This window comes from Tardiphaga sp. OK246, assembly GCF_900188215.1.
Classification (GTDB): domain Bacteria; phylum Pseudomonadota; class Alphaproteobacteria; order Rhizobiales; family Xanthobacteraceae; genus Tardiphaga; species Tardiphaga robiniae.
The window spans coordinates 198,798-212,510 of record NZ_FZOX01000001.1 but is presented as its reverse complement, the minus strand read 5'-3'; the positions used below and the strand labels follow the sequence as shown (position 1 = coordinate 212,510).

Sequence of the window (13,713 nt, the reverse complement as noted above, 5' to 3'; positions counted from 1 at the left end):
CAGTGAGTGTGTCTGGAGCCGTTCGGCTTTGAGCGCACGACCGAGGGGTCGGCGCGACAGGAGATCGCAATGCCGTTGTCCGCCTCCCAACCCAAACCCGGCCGTCGCCGGGGTCTCGGTCTTGGCCCGCGCATCATGTTGATGACGGTCTCCGGCATTCTCATCCTCGGCATCTGCATCACGCTGGTCGCCAAATATGTGCTCGAACAGGGCGCCGCCAAATCCGCGACGGAGCGGGTCGAGACCAACATGCGCGTCGCCTGGAACGTGCTGCGCGAGAGCGGCGACAAATACAGCATCGCGGATGGCAAGCTGCTTGCCGATGGCAAGCCGCTGAACGGCAATTTTGCAGCGGTCGACAAGATCAAGACGCTGGTCGGCGGCACCGCGACGATCTTCATGAATGACACCCGCATCTCGACCAATGTGATGAAGCCGGATGGCACCCGCGCTATCGGCACGCAGCTGGCGAAAGGACCGGCCTACGAGGCGGTCTTCACCGGCAAGACCGCATTCCGTGGTGAAGTGGCCATCCTCGGCGAGCCGTATATGACCGTCTATGATCCGATCTTCGACGCCAGCCGCAACGTGATCGGCATTCTCTATGTGGGCATCAAGAAGGTCGAGTTTCTCGAAACCGCCAACGACACGCTCTGGACCATTATCTATGCGACGCTCGGCGTGATGCTGCTCGCCATCATTGTCAGCTATGTTGTGGCGCGCAGCAGCGTGGTGCGTCCGTTGAAGGCAAGCATCGCCACGATGAACAAGCTCGCCAAAGGAGACCTCACCGTCGACGTTCCGGCAAGCAAGCGCGCCGACGAGATCGGGGAGATCATGACGGCGCTGAGTGTATTCAAGGAGAACGGCCTCGAAGTCGAGCGCATGAAGGTCGCGCAGATCGCTACGGAAAGCCGCACGGCCGAACAGCGCAAGGCGGATATGATGAAGCTCGCCGCCGATTTCGAAGGCGCCGTCGGGCAGATCGTCGAGACCGTGTCATCCGCCTCGAAGGAACTGGAAGGTTCGGCCACCACATTGACGGCAACATCGGATCGCTCGCAGGCTTTGGCGATCGCTGTGTCGGCGGCATCGGAAGAAGCCGCGACAAACGTGCAGTCGGTCGCATCCGCCACAGAGGAAATGTCGTCGTCCGTGCACGAGATCAGCCGCCAGGTGCAGGGCGCCGCGCGCATCGCCAGCGAGGCTGTTGCGCAGGCCGACAATACCAACAACCGCGTCAGCGAACTGGCGACGGCCGCGGCACGCATCGGCGATGTGGTCGAGCTGATCAACAATATCGCGGGCCAGACCAATCTGCTGGCGCTCAACGCCACCATCGAAGCGGCGCGTGCCGGCGAAGCCGGTCGCGGCTTTGCGGTGGTTGCCGCCGAAGTGAAAGCGCTGGCCGAGCAGACCGCGAAGGCGACTGGCGAGATCAGCCAGCAGGTCAGCGGCATCCAGAAGGCGACCGAGGATTCGGTCTCGGCCATCAAGGAGATCTCCATGACTATCGGTCAGATGTCGGAGATCGCGTCCGCCATCGCATCGGCCGTTGAAGAGCAGGGCGCCACCACACAGGAGATTTCGCGCAACGTGCAGCAGGCCGCAGCAGGCACGATGCAGGTGAGCGCGAACATCACCGACGTGCAGCGCGGCGTCGAAGAAGCAGGCTCGGCGTCATCGCAGGTTCTGTCCGCGGCACAGTCGCTGTCCAGCGAAAGCACGCGACTGAAGCAGGAGGTCGGCAACTTCCTGCGCTCGGTGCGCGCCGCGTAACTATCCACCGGGAAAGACAAGAATCGCGCGCGACGGCGCTACAACTATTTGCGGGCAGACATAACCGTCGCGCCTGGACCGCATCTTGCTGAGAAAAATACCCGCTGAATTTAGAACCATTAAAATCTGCGGCAGTGATGTCACACTGCCGCAGAATGCTTGTTGTTTGGAACGCTTCTATTGGCGATGACGCGGCGGTCCCTCTAACCCCGATCCATCACATGAGGGCATCCATCATCGAATATGTCGATGCGGATGAGATTTGGGGATCGCCTTGAACAACACCATTCGTCTGTCGCGTCTCGCGCTTCTGTCGTCGGTCTGCGCGCTCAGCGTCGTCACGCTCGACACGTCGCTGGCGCAGTCCAGTTCCACGCAGACCCGGGCGCAGCCGCTGCCACCCGTGGTCGTTAATCAACCGCAGCAGCGTCGCCGTGCGACGGCGGCTCCAAGCCGCACGCCCCGCGCCCGCACCGCCGTCGCGCCGCGCCCGGTGGCGCAGCCCCCGCGCAGCAACGTGTTCGTGGAAAGCCCGCGCGGTCCGATCCAGGGCTATGTCGCCAATCGCAGCTCGACCGGCACGAAGACCAACACCCCGATCAACGAGACGCCGCAGGCGATCTCGGTGGTTGGCGCGGAGCAGATCCGCGATCAGAGGCCTCGCAGCTTCGACGACGTCCTGCGCTATGTGCCGGGTGTTGCAGCCGGCACCTTCGGCTCCGACTTCCGCAACGACTGGTTCCTCATCCGCGGCTTCAAGTCCGACGACAACAGCGTGTTCCTCGACGGTCTCCAGCTGTTCTACACCTCCTATGCAAGCTGGAAGCTGCAGCCGTTCAACATGGAGCGCGTCGAAATCCTGCGCGGTCCGTCGGCGATCCTCTATGGCGGCTCGAGCCCCAGCGGTCTCGTCAACGTCGTCAGTAAGATGCCGCAGGCTGAGCCGATCCGTTATATCGAAACCGGCGTCGATAACTTCGGCAATGCCTATTTCGGCTTCGACATCAATACGCCGATCAAGCTGGCTCCAGGCAATGGCGAGCTCTACACCCGCATCGTTGGCCAGGTGCAGAACGGCGGCACGCAGACAGACTTTACGCCGAACAACAACTACTTCATCGCGCCGTCGGTGACATGGAAGCCGGACGTCGACACCACCCTGACGATCCTCGCATCGGCATCGTATAACGAGACCCGTGCCGCGCAGTTCCTGCCTTACGTCGGAACCGTCACCAATGCTCCGTTCGGCCGTATCCCCACCAGTTTCTTCGGCGGCGAACCGAACTTCGACAAGTTCAAGCGCGAGCAGGAAATGCTCGGCTACCAGTTCGAGCGCAAGCTGTCCGACAGTGTCACATTCCGCCAGAATGCGCGCTTCTCGCATGTCGACGTGAACTACACTGGCGTTACCGGCAACGGCTACGCCAATCAGACCACGGGTGACTTCGCGCGCTATTCGTTTGGTACCCGTGGCATCGCGGATCAGGCACAGATGGACAGCCAGGTCGAGTACCGCTTCAACACCGGCATTCTCAGCCACACGACGCTGTTTGGCCTCGACTTGAAGTATTACTCCATCAGCGACACCCAGGCCTTTGCATTCGGAAATCCGTCGATCAACGTGCTGAACCCGGTCTATACTGGTGCCCCGCCGCTGACCGCCGCTCCTTATCGCGATACGCAGCTGACGCAGCAGCAGCTCGGCGTCTACGTCCAGGACCAGATCAAGCTCGATCGCTTCACGCTGGTGTTGTCGGGCCGTAACGACTGGGTCGATGTGAACGACGTCAGCCGCATCACCGGCACCGCACCACTCGGCCGCAGCGACAGCAAGTTCAGCGGTCGCGCCGGCCTGATTTACAACTTCGACAGTGGCGTCGCGCCTTACGTGTCATATGCCACCAGCTACAATCCGATCATCGGCACCAACTCGTCCGGTCAGTTGCTGCTGCCCGAAACCGGTGAACAGGCCGAGGTCGGCGTCAAGTATCAGCCCGCAGGCTTCGACGGTCACTTCGGCTTCGCCTATTTCGACCTGAAGCGGAAGAACGTGCTGACCACCGATCCGAACAGCATTCCGCCAAACCTGCAGATGCAGAACGCCGAGGTGACGTCGCGCGGCCTCGAACTCGAAGCCGTCGCTAATCTGGCTCCGGGCCTCAAGGTCGTTGGCTCGTTCACCACCTACAACCTGTTCAACAGTTCGAACGCCGATCCGACTTTGATCGGCAAGGTTCCGACGAATACGCCGCGTCAGCTGGCGTCAGCCTGGGCGGACTACACCTTCCAGGACGGCATCCTGCGTGGCTTCGGTTTCGGCGGTGGTGTGCGTTATGTCGGCGGCTCCTTCGCCGATACCGCAAATACGCTCGCCGTTCCCTCGCGGACCCTCGGCGATCTCGCTGTGCACTACGATTGGCAGAACTGGCGATTTGCTGTGAATGCCAACAACGTCACCGACGAGATCTATGTCGCCAACTGCTCGACCGCGAATGCCTGTTTCTACGGCGATCGCCGCCGCGTGACCGGCAGCATCGGCTACAAGTGGTAACGGTACGGGCGAGCGAAACGGCACGGCAATAGGTCGCCGTACGTCCCGCTCGCCGCACGGTCGCCACGTCAAAATGATCTGCCCATGTCGTCTCCGGCTTGCCGGGGACGACATTTTCAGTAGCTGAAGAAGGATCGATCCCCTGAAAGCGCGTACGGCCCGCATCTGGTCACTGATCCACAAATGGACCAGCCTTGTCTCGACCGTCTTTCTGCTGCTGCTGTGCCTCACGGGCCTGCCGTTGATCTTTCATCATGAGATCGACGAGGCGCTCGGCTATGCGCCGAAGATGGATGTGCATGTGCCCGGCGCGCCGAAGCTCAGCCTGGATGCCATCGGCCGCGCCGCGATCGCGGACCATCGCGGCAGTGTGTTGCTCTATATGGCCTGGGACAAGGACGAGCCCGGCATGGTCTCGACCTTCACCAACACGTCGGTGACCTCCGATCCGCAGACCACGGTGGTGAAGGCATTCGATGCCTATACGGCGAAGCCGGTGGGTCTCCTCGGCACCGGCCCGATGCTGGTGATGCTGCGGCTGCATACCGACATGTATCTCGGTCTCCCCGGCAAGTGGTTCATGGGCGTCATGGGCTTCCTCTTCATGATCGCCATCATCTCCGGCGTGGTGCTGTACTGGCCGTTCACGCGCCGGCTGAATTTCGCGGTGATCCGCAAACAGAAATCGCACCGGGTCTTGTGGCTCGACTGGCACAATCTACTTGGCGTGGTCACCATCGTGTGGGCGCTGGTGGTCGGCGGCACCGGTGTCATCAACGCCTATGCCGAAGTCATGCTCGGCATCTGGCAGCGTAATGAACTGGCTGCCATGGCCGCGCCCTATGCCGGCAAGCCGACACCGGCACAGCTCGCCTCGCTGGACAAGGTCGTCGGCAATGCCATGAAGACGACGCCCGGCATGGATCCGGCCTTCATCGCATTCCCCGGCACGCCGTTCACATCGACGCATCACTTCGCCGTTTTTCTGCGCGGCGACACGCCTTTGACATCACGGCTGGTGAAACCCGTGCTGCTCGATGGCGAGACCGGCGAGGTGTCCGACACCAGCGAGCTGCCGACCTACCTGAAAGCCGTGCTGGTCTCGCAGCCGCTGCATTTCGGCGACTATGGTGGCATGCCGCTGAAGATCATCTGGGCGCTGCTCACAGTCTTCACCATCATCGTGCTCGGCAGCGGGCTGTATCTGTGGGCGGTGAAGCGCAGCAAGGTCAGGCGCGGGGCGCGGCTGTCTGCCGGCGCGACGGCAGCATTCGGACGATCGTCATGAGCGAGGTGCAGGAGCGCAGGGCGAGCTGGTGGCGCGTGTTCGGCGCGCCGATCGTCATTGGCGTTTTATCGCTGGCAGGCTTGCTGTCGGCGCTGCTCGCCGGCGATCCCGGCCGCTATTTTGCGTGGTTCGGCGTCGGGCTGCCGATCGCGATCGTGATGTGGGCGTATTGCCGAAAGTGACAAGGGAGAGTGGCGGATCAGCGAAGCGCAATCCGCCACGTCTCCGACATCGTAACGCCTGCGACGAATTACGCCTTCGGCTAATCCGTTGTTGGCCTATGAGGCTACCAGCGGCGATCCCAGTTATTGTTCCAGCCGTTATTCCATCCATTGTCCCAACCGTCCTGCTGACCGCGCATGGCGCGGCTCTGGCCGCGGCGCTGGTCGCCATAGGCCAGCATCGGGTTCTGCATGCAGTCGCCGCGCTGGCCGCTCACAGTGGCCATGCACTGGTTATAGGAGGTGAACGTACAGCTCGGATTGAAGCCGGTGGCCGAGGTGCGTGAGCACCATGGATATTCGCGGGCCATGGAGGGCGTGGCGCCCATCACGACCAGAAATGCGGTTGCTGCCAGGATTGAGCGCATGTCGATTCTCCCTTGAGGTCCGAAATCGATAATGCGCAGCTTACATGGCCGTTCCCGCCAGCGACAGCGCATCATGATCACAGCACCCTGCCGGGGCTTCAAACCGCGGTGATGCGCATCAGTCCGTCAGTGTGGCCGCTATCGCATCCAGCGCTGCCCGTGCGGCCTCCGGCGCGATCTCGATCTGCAGCCCGCGCTGGCCGCCATTGAGATAGACCGTATTTTCCGACAATGCCGCCTGCTCCATGGCGACCGGCACGCGCTTCTTCTGTCCGAACGGGCTGATGCCACCGACGTGATAGCCGGTCATGCGTTCGGCGTCGGCCGGGCGCATCATCTTCGCGCTCTTGCCGCGAAAGGCCGCGGCCAGCTTCTTCATGCTGACCTCCTTGTCGGAGGGCACGACGACGCAAACCGGCTTGCCATCCACCTCGGCCATCAGCGTCTTCAGCATGCGTTGCGGCGCAATGCCGAGTGCCTCCGCTGCCTGCAGGCCGATGCTCTCCGCATTCGGATCATACTCGTAGGTGTGCAGGGTGAACGCGGCGCCGAGCTTGCTCAGCATCTGCGTGGCACGGGTGGTTTTCGACATGGAGTGCTCAAGCAGTGGTGACTCAGACGACCTCGGACACGGGCTGCATGTCGATAGCAAAACTTTCGAGGAATTTCGAGGTCATGATGTAGAAGCCGACCGAGAGCTGCAATTCCACCAGCGCGCCCGGCGTCAGCTTGGCTGCGATCGCCTTGAAGGTCGCGTCGGTTGGGCGATGCAGCCCGACGATCTCATCGGTGAAGGCCAGCGCTGCGCGTTGCGTGTCATCGAAACATGTCGCCGACTGCCAGTTCTCCAGCGCGGCGTTCTGCTCCTCGGTGACGCCCACATAGCCACCGATGCGCTTGTGCGCGGCGATTTCATAAGGCGCCTCGCAAAGAATGCCGGTGCGGGTGATCGCCAGTTCGCGGATGACGGGATCGAGCTCGCCCTTGTTGCGGATGGCACCGCCGAGCCGGCAATATTGTTCGAGATAGCTCGGCGAATGCGCCATCATGCGGAAGATGTTGGCATTGCGGTTCTTGCCGAGGATCTCGCGGGTGCGTTCGCTGGCTGCGGCGGGATCGCTGTAGTCGATGCGGGCCATGGATCCTCCCTTGAGATCGCCGTCGCGCCCTCCTGATGGGGCGCGTTCGGGCGAATGGCCGTGCCGTTGTAGCCGAGCAGGGATAGCTCTGCCAGATCGCGATCGTCAGGCCCGCGTGTCGTATTCAACATTGCAGGCGCTTGTGCATAGTGGTCAAAGGGGGGCCCGTCATTCTGGCGGGGCCATGCGCCGGTCTCGATTCAATGACAAAAAGAGAAGACCCAAGGAACGTTTCGAGCGACGTTGCACCTCGCAAGACAGGTATTCGACTGTTCGTCCCCATCCTGGCGGGGGCACGGCTTGGCGAGCGCATGATTGCTTGCCTGGGCGCACTGCTGGGCATCGTGCTCACGGGATTGATCTGCCGATCTGTGCTGGGTGACAGCTCCAGCCTGCCGCTGATCGTGGCGCCGCTGGGCGCATCTGCTGTGCTCTTGTTTGCGGTTCCCACGAGTCCGCTGGCCCAGCCATGGGCGATCATCGGCGGTAACACCATCTCGGCTCTGATCGGTGTCGCTGTCGCGCATCTCATTCCCGATCAGATCCTGGCGATCGGCTTCGGCGTATCGCTCGCCATCGCCGCGATGTCCTTTGCGCGCTGCCTGCATCCGCCCGGCGGCGCCACGGCGCTGACGGCGATCATCGGCGGGCCAATCGTTACGTCATCTGGTTATCTGTTTCCATTCGTGCCTGTCGGCCTGAACTCGGTGCTTCTGGTCGGGCTGGGCTATCTGTTCCACAAGATCTCGCGGCGGACCTATCCGCACAGGGCGCCGGTGCCATCAGCAAATCCGCATCAGACATCGGACATCAGCCCGGAGCTGCGGGTCGGCTTTCGCGCCGAGGATATCGACAAGGCGCTGGAAGCGCTCAGCGAGACTTTCGATATCAGCCCCGACGATCTCGAAACGCTGCTGCGGCAGGTCGAACTGCAAGCCATGTTGCGCTCGCACGGCACGATCCTGTGCGGAGACATCATGTCGCGCGATGTCGTCACGGTCGGATTGCGGGATAGTGCCGAACTGGCCCGCTCGCGGCTGCTCCTGCACAATGTCCGCACGCTTCCCGTCCTGGGCAAGCAGGGACAGCTCGTCGGAACGGTCGGTCTCCGCGAGCTGATGAAAGAATCGGGCGATGTCGGAAAATCCATGTCGCCCGCAGCGACGGCGACGATGCAGACGCCCGCGGTGACCTTGCTGCCGACGCTGACCGATGGACGAACGCACGCCGTCATCATCGTCGATCAGGACCGCATGATTCAGGGGCTGATCACCCAGACCGATTTGCTTAGCGCCGTCGCGAAGCTTGTTCCTGTTGCCGTGTAGGCGATCGCGCACCTCCAAGTCCGCGGACGGAATGAGGCTGCAATTCGGTTGAACAATCTGTAGCTGGAGATATGGTTCTCGCGCAGCGTTAAAACTCACAGCGAGGCTGTCATGCGATCTTCACGAATTCCCGTTCTGAAGCTTGTGCTCGGCCTGGGCATGTTCGCCGCTGCGTTTTGTAGTGAGGGCGTCATCGCAGAGGAGGGACGGGCCGTAGTGTGGCCGACCCAGGGCTGGCAGACATCGACGCCGGAAGAGCAGGGCGTCGATTCGGCAGCGCTCGCCGCGCTGCTGGAGCTCGGAAGCCGCAACGACTTCGACAGCCTGCTGATCGTGCGTCATGGCAAGATCGTTCTGGATGCCTATTACGCGCCTTACACTGCCGATCTGCCGCACGTGGTCAATTCCGTCACCAAGGCCGTCATCGGCACGCTGACATCGATGGCGTTGCAGGATGGTCTCCTGAAGGGCACGGACCAGCGGATGCTGGCATTCTTCGGCGAGCGCAGTGCTGCTAACCTTGATGACAACAAGAAGGCGATCACGCTTCAAAGTCTGTTGGACATGACGTCCGGACTGGCGCGGGACGTCCGGGCCGGTGTCAACCGTTCATTGGAGTCGACGGCCGGCATGGAGCGGAGCCGGGACTGGATCCAGTACATTCTCGATCGTCCGATGGCTGCTTCGCCGGGAGACGGCTTCAATTACGATAGTGGAAATGCACGTCTACTATCGGCCGTCCTTGCCAAAGTGACCGGCATGAGTGCGGAGGATTACGCGAAAGCGAAGCTGTTCGGTCCGTTGGGCATCACGGCGTGGAAATGGCGGCGCGATCCGCAGGGCATCTCGACCGGCGGATACGGCCTGGCGCTGCATCCGCGCGACATGGCGAAATTCGGCTATCTGTATCTGCACAACGGGACGTGGGAGGGCAAACCGCTGGTGTCGCCGGCCTGGATCGACAGAGTGAGCCACGCCACGGTGGACATGAAGCTCTCCTTTGCGCCGGAGTTTCGCTATTCGAACTTCTTCTGGGCGCGACCTGACCGCAATGTCTATTGGGCGAGCGGGCTGCACTGTCAGCTTGTGATGGTCTATCCAGCACTGGACCTCGTTGCCGTGACGACCGGCCGAGACAATTGCCCGGTGACCGACATCGTGGACGCCATCCCAAAGGCTGTCAGGTCCGAGACGGCAATACAGCCGGACCCTGCCGGCACTGCGCGACTCGCAAGCGTTGTTCGCGCCATTTCAACCGAGGCACAGGTGGAAGTTAAGGAAGCACCTCCGATTGCCTCCGCGGTATCAGGCAAGACCTACACCTTTTCGCCTAATCCTCTCGGTGTGAAGTCGCTGTCGCTGACATTCGTGGACTCCCATCCGCACTATGATTTCGAAATCTATAGTCGCGATCCCACGAGAGGGGCTGAGAAGATCAGTGGCCCTCTCGGGCTCGACGGACGGTATCGCAGAGGGACGCCAACGGCATTTGGGGTTATTACCGTAAAGGGGAGGTGGCTCGACGAACATGCGTTCGAAATCGAGCGCAGGACCCTCGGCGAGGACGGCCGCATACGGACATGGACGCTGTCATTCGATGGCGACAAGGTCAGTCTTCGCGGCAAGAACTATGAAGGTGTCGATGTCGCAATCGACGGACAGTCGGGCGGGTGATCGCCGAAAGGCGGGAAGTCCCGAGACCTCCCATGCGGTCTTGCAGCGTCAGGCTGGCATGATGCTTGGCGCCCGGCGTGGCCATTTGGCGATAACTTCGGGTGCCACGTTGAGGTGTTGCGCGACGAGAGCCGGTGGCGTGTGCGTTAGCCAGTCGGACAGCGACACTTCCTCGTAATGCGCCGTGCGGAACACCTCGATGAATTGCAGATCGGTGTCGCCGGTGTTCTCGATATAGTGGCCGAAGTTGCGTTTGACGTAGCCGACATCGCCCGCTGTGAAGTCGATGGTGGTGGCGTTCGGGCCGGAATTGAACAGGGTCATCCGCGCGCGGCCCGCGAGATAATACTGCCATTCGTCGGCATTCGGATGCCAGTGCATCTCCCGCATGCCGCCGGGCTTCACCGTGACCAACGCTACTGCAATCGTCGCCGAAGCGGTGAAGTTGCTGGTGTCGGCAATCCGGATCTCGCCGTTGCGTGTCGATTTGACCGGCTTGGACGATCCCAGCGAATAGGTGAACGGATAGGGCGCGACATCCGCATCGCGATAGGATGAGGCCTGATCGGCAGCGAGAGCGCCGGGCACCGTGCCCTGGAATATCCAGAGATTTTGCAGCGGGATTTTCGCGAAGCTTTCGACTGGCACACCGAAATTCTTGGCGAGGATTTCCGGCGGCGTATGCGCGATCCAGTCCGACAGCAGCAGCGTATTGAACTCGTTGGCCTGACCGTCATCGAAGCAGATCACGAATTCGCAGCCATCGGGGCCCAGGCCCTGCAGCGAATGCGGTGCGCCGGAGGGGAAGTACCAGAGATCGCCTGCGCTGACGTCGGCGACATAAGGCCGGCCCTGATTGTCGAGCACGGTCACCCGGCACGAGCCGTAAGTCATGATCGCCCATTCGCCGGCCTGGTGCCAATGCATCTCGCGGATGCCACCGGCGGTGAGCCGCATATTGACGCCGGAGATCGTGGTCGAGATCGCAAAGTCTGCTTGCGTCACCTGCCGTGCCCAGCCGCCGTTCTGGATGCGCCGCGGTGCATTGTTGAACGTGGCCCAGGGCAGCGCCATGCCGCCGATATCGGTCGCCGGCGGCAATTGCGAGGATGGAAACTGGCCGGCGATGACGGGATTCTGCGGGCCGGGATCGCTCAGATTGTTCGGCCCCTTGGCGTTGATCGCGCCCTGCGGCGGCAGATCCGGATTGCCGAATGTCGCGGCCTGTGCCGATGCTGCGGCGCTCATCACGATGCCCGATGCTGTTGCGGCCATGAGATCTCTCCGTGAGAACATGGGACGTCCTCCTGTTGCGACGCAGATCTGCGTCATGATTGTCGGATCGATGAAAGCGTTGCGCGCCGGGTACCCCCGACGCGCGCTGTTAAGGGGTAAGAGACAGCTCTACTTCTTGATGCCTGCGGCTGCGAGGATCAGGTCGGCGACTTCCTTCGGGTGCGACACCAGCGAGAGATGGCCGGCATTGAGTTCGATCGTCGTCGCATTCATGCGCTTGGCGAGGAAACGCTCGAGATCTGGATTGATCGTCTTGTCCTCTTTCGACACCGCATAGAATGATGGCTTGTCATGCCACGCGGCTGCGGTGGTGCGTCCTGCGAAGATCGATGCGGCGGTCGAGCCCTGCACTGCATAGAGCACTTCGGCCTGCTTGCGCGGAACGCCATTGGCGAAATATTTCAGGAACGAGTCTTCGGAGAGCTGGGTGTAGCCATCATGGGTCTGGATTCCGGCGCGCACCTCGCCCGTCGGAAATTTGCCGGACAGCGCCACGAAATCCTCATTGGCGTCCGGCGCACGGGCCGCGACATAGACCAGCGCCGAGACCTTCGGATCGGTGCCGACGTCGCTGATCACGGTGCCGGCCCAGGAATGGGCGACCAGCACGGTCGGGCCATCCTGCAAGGCGAGCGCGCGGCGGGTCGCGGCATTGGAGTCGTCCAGCGAGCTCAGCGGATTTTGCACGGCCGTTACATGGAGGCCTGCCTTCTGCAGCAGCGGAATGACCCCGGCCCAGCTCGATCCGTCGGCCCAGGCGCCGTGCACCAGAACCACATTCTTCGCCCTTACGGGCGCTGCCGTTGCGGCCTGCGCCATCGGCGCCGTCAGCACACACATGGCCGCTGTCAGCATCGCACGCAGAGTCGTCTTGGAAAGGGAGTTCATCAACATGGTATCACCATTCGGTTGCCGGCGATTGTCCTCGCCGGAGGGATGAAGGAAGCATGGATGTTGCACTTGACGAGTTCGCGCCGGTCAGCTCGAACGGGAGCGGATCGGCATGACATTATCTGGTCTATGGGATGGCGAGGCCGCGGTGAATCGGACGGTGGTGTGCAGCCGGCATACCTAGGTTTATGGCTACGAATACGCAGGGCCGGCGCCGACTGTTACGTCGGCGAACCCAGCGGTAACGGAATGGTGAGGGCTGCAGGATGATCGACTACGTCACCGTGGATGTGTTCACGGATACCCGCTTCGGCGGCAATCCGCTGGCGGTTGTTCCCGATGCGCGCGGCATCGACGATGCGCTGCTGCAGAAGATCGCCACCGAGTTCAACTATTCGGAAACGACCTTCGTGTTTCCCCCGGATGATCCCGCACATACCGCACGCGTTCGCATCTTCACGCCGACCACTGAAATCCCTTTCGCCGGTCATCCCAATGTCGGCACCGCCTTCGTGCTTGGCCGCCAGGGCACGTCCTTCGGCAGGCCTGTCGGCGATCGCATGGTGTTCGAAGAGAAGGCAGGCCTCGTCCATCTCGATCTGCTGCGCGATGGTGGCGCGATTGTTGGCACCGGCTTCGTCGCGCCGCAGCCACTCACGATGCATGGTGAGATTGACCGTGACATGATGGCCGCCTGCGTATCACTCGCACCCGATGCCATCGTCACGTCAACGCACGGGCCGCGCATGGTGTCCGTCGGTCTGCCTTTCGCGGTGGCCGAACTGAGCAGTCTCGATGCGCTGGCGTCCGCGCGGCCAAACACAACGGCCTTCGAGCAGGCCGAACAGAAACACCGGCATCACGACGATCGTTTCTCGGCCTTCATCTATGTCCGTACCGGCGATGGTATCGATCACCTGCGCGCGCGGATGTTCGCGCCGCTCGACAATGTCCCCGAAGATCCTGCCACCGGGAGCGCCTCTGCGGCGCTCGCGGCCTATCTCGTCACGCTCGACCCGCGCCGCGATGCGGTCTGTAGCATCACCATCGAGCAGGGCGTTGAGATGGGGCGCCGCAGCCTCATTGAGGTTGGAGTGCACAAAGCCGAGGGGCAGGTGCAGAGCGTTCGCATTTCCGGCCGTTGCGTGCCGGTGATGCAGGGCCGTATCGACGTGTAAGCT

The 13,713-nt window shown here is 62.1% G+C and carries 12 protein-coding genes; 7 read left to right on the top strand and 5 right to left on the bottom strand.

Annotation, left to right across the window (positions count from 1 at the left end; genetic code table 11):
• Positions 1–69: 69 nt before the first annotated feature.
• The 4 genes from CHC01_RS01005 (at position 70) to CHC01_RS00990 (ending at position 5,800) form a co-directional block, all read left to right on the top strand.
• Positions 70–1,779, top strand: a complete 1,710-nt coding sequence (locus CHC01_RS01005) for a methyl-accepting chemotaxis protein (RefSeq protein ID WP_244558179.1) — start codon at positions 70–72, stop codon at positions 1,777–1,779.
• Between the two features lie 274 nt (positions 1,780–2,053).
• Entirely contained in the window at positions 2,054–4,330 is a 2,277-nt protein-coding gene (locus CHC01_RS01000) for a TonB-dependent siderophore receptor (RefSeq protein ID WP_244558178.1), read from the top strand.
• A 133-nt stretch (positions 4,331–4,463) separates the two neighbouring features.
• Positions 4,464–5,618 (top strand): PepSY-associated TM helix domain-containing protein, encoded by a 1,155-nt coding sequence (locus CHC01_RS00995; RefSeq protein ID WP_349636610.1) that lies wholly within the window; start codon positions 4,464–4,466, stop codon positions 5,616–5,618.
• Complete coding sequence (locus CHC01_RS00990) at positions 5,615–5,800, top strand: hypothetical protein (protein WP_089261676.1); 186 nt, start codon at positions 5,615–5,617, stop codon at positions 5,798–5,800. The genes CHC01_RS00995 and CHC01_RS00990 overlap by 4 nt, the downstream gene beginning before the upstream one ends.
• Before the next feature lie 104 nt (positions 5,801–5,904).
• Here the strand turns inward: CHC01_RS00990 and CHC01_RS00985 are convergent, their stop codons facing one another.
• The 3 genes from CHC01_RS00985 to CHC01_RS00975 all read right to left on the bottom strand — a co-directional run bounded on the left by CHC01_RS00985 (position 5,905) and on the right by CHC01_RS00975 (position 7,346).
• Positions 5,905–6,207, bottom strand: coding sequence for a DUF3551 domain-containing protein (locus CHC01_RS00985; RefSeq protein ID WP_176454464.1), 303 nt, complete (start codon positions 6,205–6,207; stop codon positions 5,905–5,907).
• A gap of 118 nt (positions 6,208–6,325) precedes the next feature.
• Positions 6,326–6,799: a Cys-tRNA(Pro) deacylase gene (gene ybaK, locus CHC01_RS00980; protein ID WP_089261672.1), complete on the bottom strand. Its 474-nt coding sequence runs from the start codon at positions 6,797–6,799 to the stop codon at positions 6,326–6,328.
• A 22-nt stretch (positions 6,800–6,821) separates the two neighbouring features.
• Positions 6,822–7,346, bottom strand: coding sequence for a carboxymuconolactone decarboxylase family protein (locus CHC01_RS00975; protein ID WP_089261670.1), 525 nt, complete (start codon positions 7,344–7,346; stop codon positions 6,822–6,824).
• A 203-nt stretch (positions 7,347–7,549) separates the two neighbouring features.
• Between CHC01_RS00975 and CHC01_RS00970 the strand changes: the two genes are divergently transcribed.
• A complete protein-coding gene (locus tag CHC01_RS00970; RefSeq protein ID WP_089261668.1) occupies positions 7,550–8,671 on the top strand; it encodes an HPP family protein in 1,122 nt (373 codons plus the stop codon).
• A gap of 111 nt (positions 8,672–8,782) precedes the next feature.
• Positions 8,783–10,345 carry a serine hydrolase domain-containing protein gene (locus tag CHC01_RS00965; RefSeq protein ID WP_089261666.1) on the top strand — a complete coding sequence of 521 codons (1,563 nt, stop codon included), beginning with the start codon at positions 8,783–8,785 and terminating at the stop codon, positions 10,343–10,345.
• Between the two features lie 48 nt (positions 10,346–10,393).
• Here CHC01_RS00965 and CHC01_RS00960 read toward each other — a convergent pair whose 3' ends face one another.
• Entirely contained in the window at positions 10,394–11,641 is a 1,248-nt protein-coding gene (locus CHC01_RS00960) for a cupin domain-containing protein (RefSeq protein ID WP_089261664.1), read from the bottom strand.
• A 108-nt stretch (positions 11,642–11,749) separates the two neighbouring features.
• Positions 11,750–12,529 (bottom strand): alpha/beta fold hydrolase, encoded by a 780-nt coding sequence (locus CHC01_RS00955; RefSeq protein ID WP_244558177.1) that lies wholly within the window; start codon positions 12,527–12,529, stop codon positions 11,750–11,752.
• 269 nt (positions 12,530–12,798) lie between these two features.
• Between CHC01_RS00955 and CHC01_RS00950 the strand changes: the two genes are divergently transcribed.
• Positions 12,799–13,710, top strand: a complete 912-nt coding sequence (locus tag CHC01_RS00950) for a PhzF family phenazine biosynthesis protein (protein ID WP_089261662.1) — start codon at positions 12,799–12,801, stop codon at positions 13,708–13,710.
• Positions 13,711–13,713 lie beyond the last annotated feature (3 nt).

Bases quoted from the DNA above. Each gene is read 5' to 3' on its own strand.
- CHC01_RS01005 (WP_244558179.1), top strand. From the start codon at position 70: ATGCCGTTGTCCGCCTCCCAACCCAAACCCGGCCGTCGCCGGGGTCTC.
- CHC01_RS00990 (WP_089261676.1), top strand. From the start codon at position 5,615: ATGAGCGAGGTGCAGGAGCGCAGGGCGAGCTGGTGGCGCGTGTTCGGC.
- CHC01_RS00975 (WP_089261670.1), bottom strand. From the start codon at position 7,346: ATGGCCCGCATCGACTACAGCGATCCCGCCGCAGCCAGCGAACGCACC.
- ybaK (WP_089261672.1), bottom strand. From the start codon at position 6,799: ATGTCGAAAACCACCCGTGCCACGCAGATGCTGAGCAAGCTCGGCGCC.
- CHC01_RS00960 (WP_089261664.1), bottom strand. From the start codon at position 11,641: ATGTTCTCACGGAGAGATCTCATGGCCGCAACAGCATCGGGCATCGTG.
- CHC01_RS00970 (WP_089261668.1), top strand. From the start codon at position 7,550: ATGACAAAAAGAGAAGACCCAAGGAACGTTTCGAGCGACGTTGCACCT.
- CHC01_RS00955 (WP_244558177.1), bottom strand. From the start codon at position 12,529: ATGAACTCCCTTTCCAAGACGACTCTGCGTGCGATGCTGACAGCGGCC.
- CHC01_RS00985 (WP_176454464.1), bottom strand. From the start codon at position 6,207: ATGCGCTCAATCCTGGCAGCAACCGCATTTCTGGTCGTGATGGGCGCC.
- CHC01_RS00965 (WP_089261666.1), top strand. From the start codon at position 8,783: ATGCGATCTTCACGAATTCCCGTTCTGAAGCTTGTGCTCGGCCTGGGC.
- CHC01_RS00950 (WP_089261662.1), top strand. From the start codon at position 12,799: ATGATCGACTACGTCACCGTGGATGTGTTCACGGATACCCGCTTCGGC.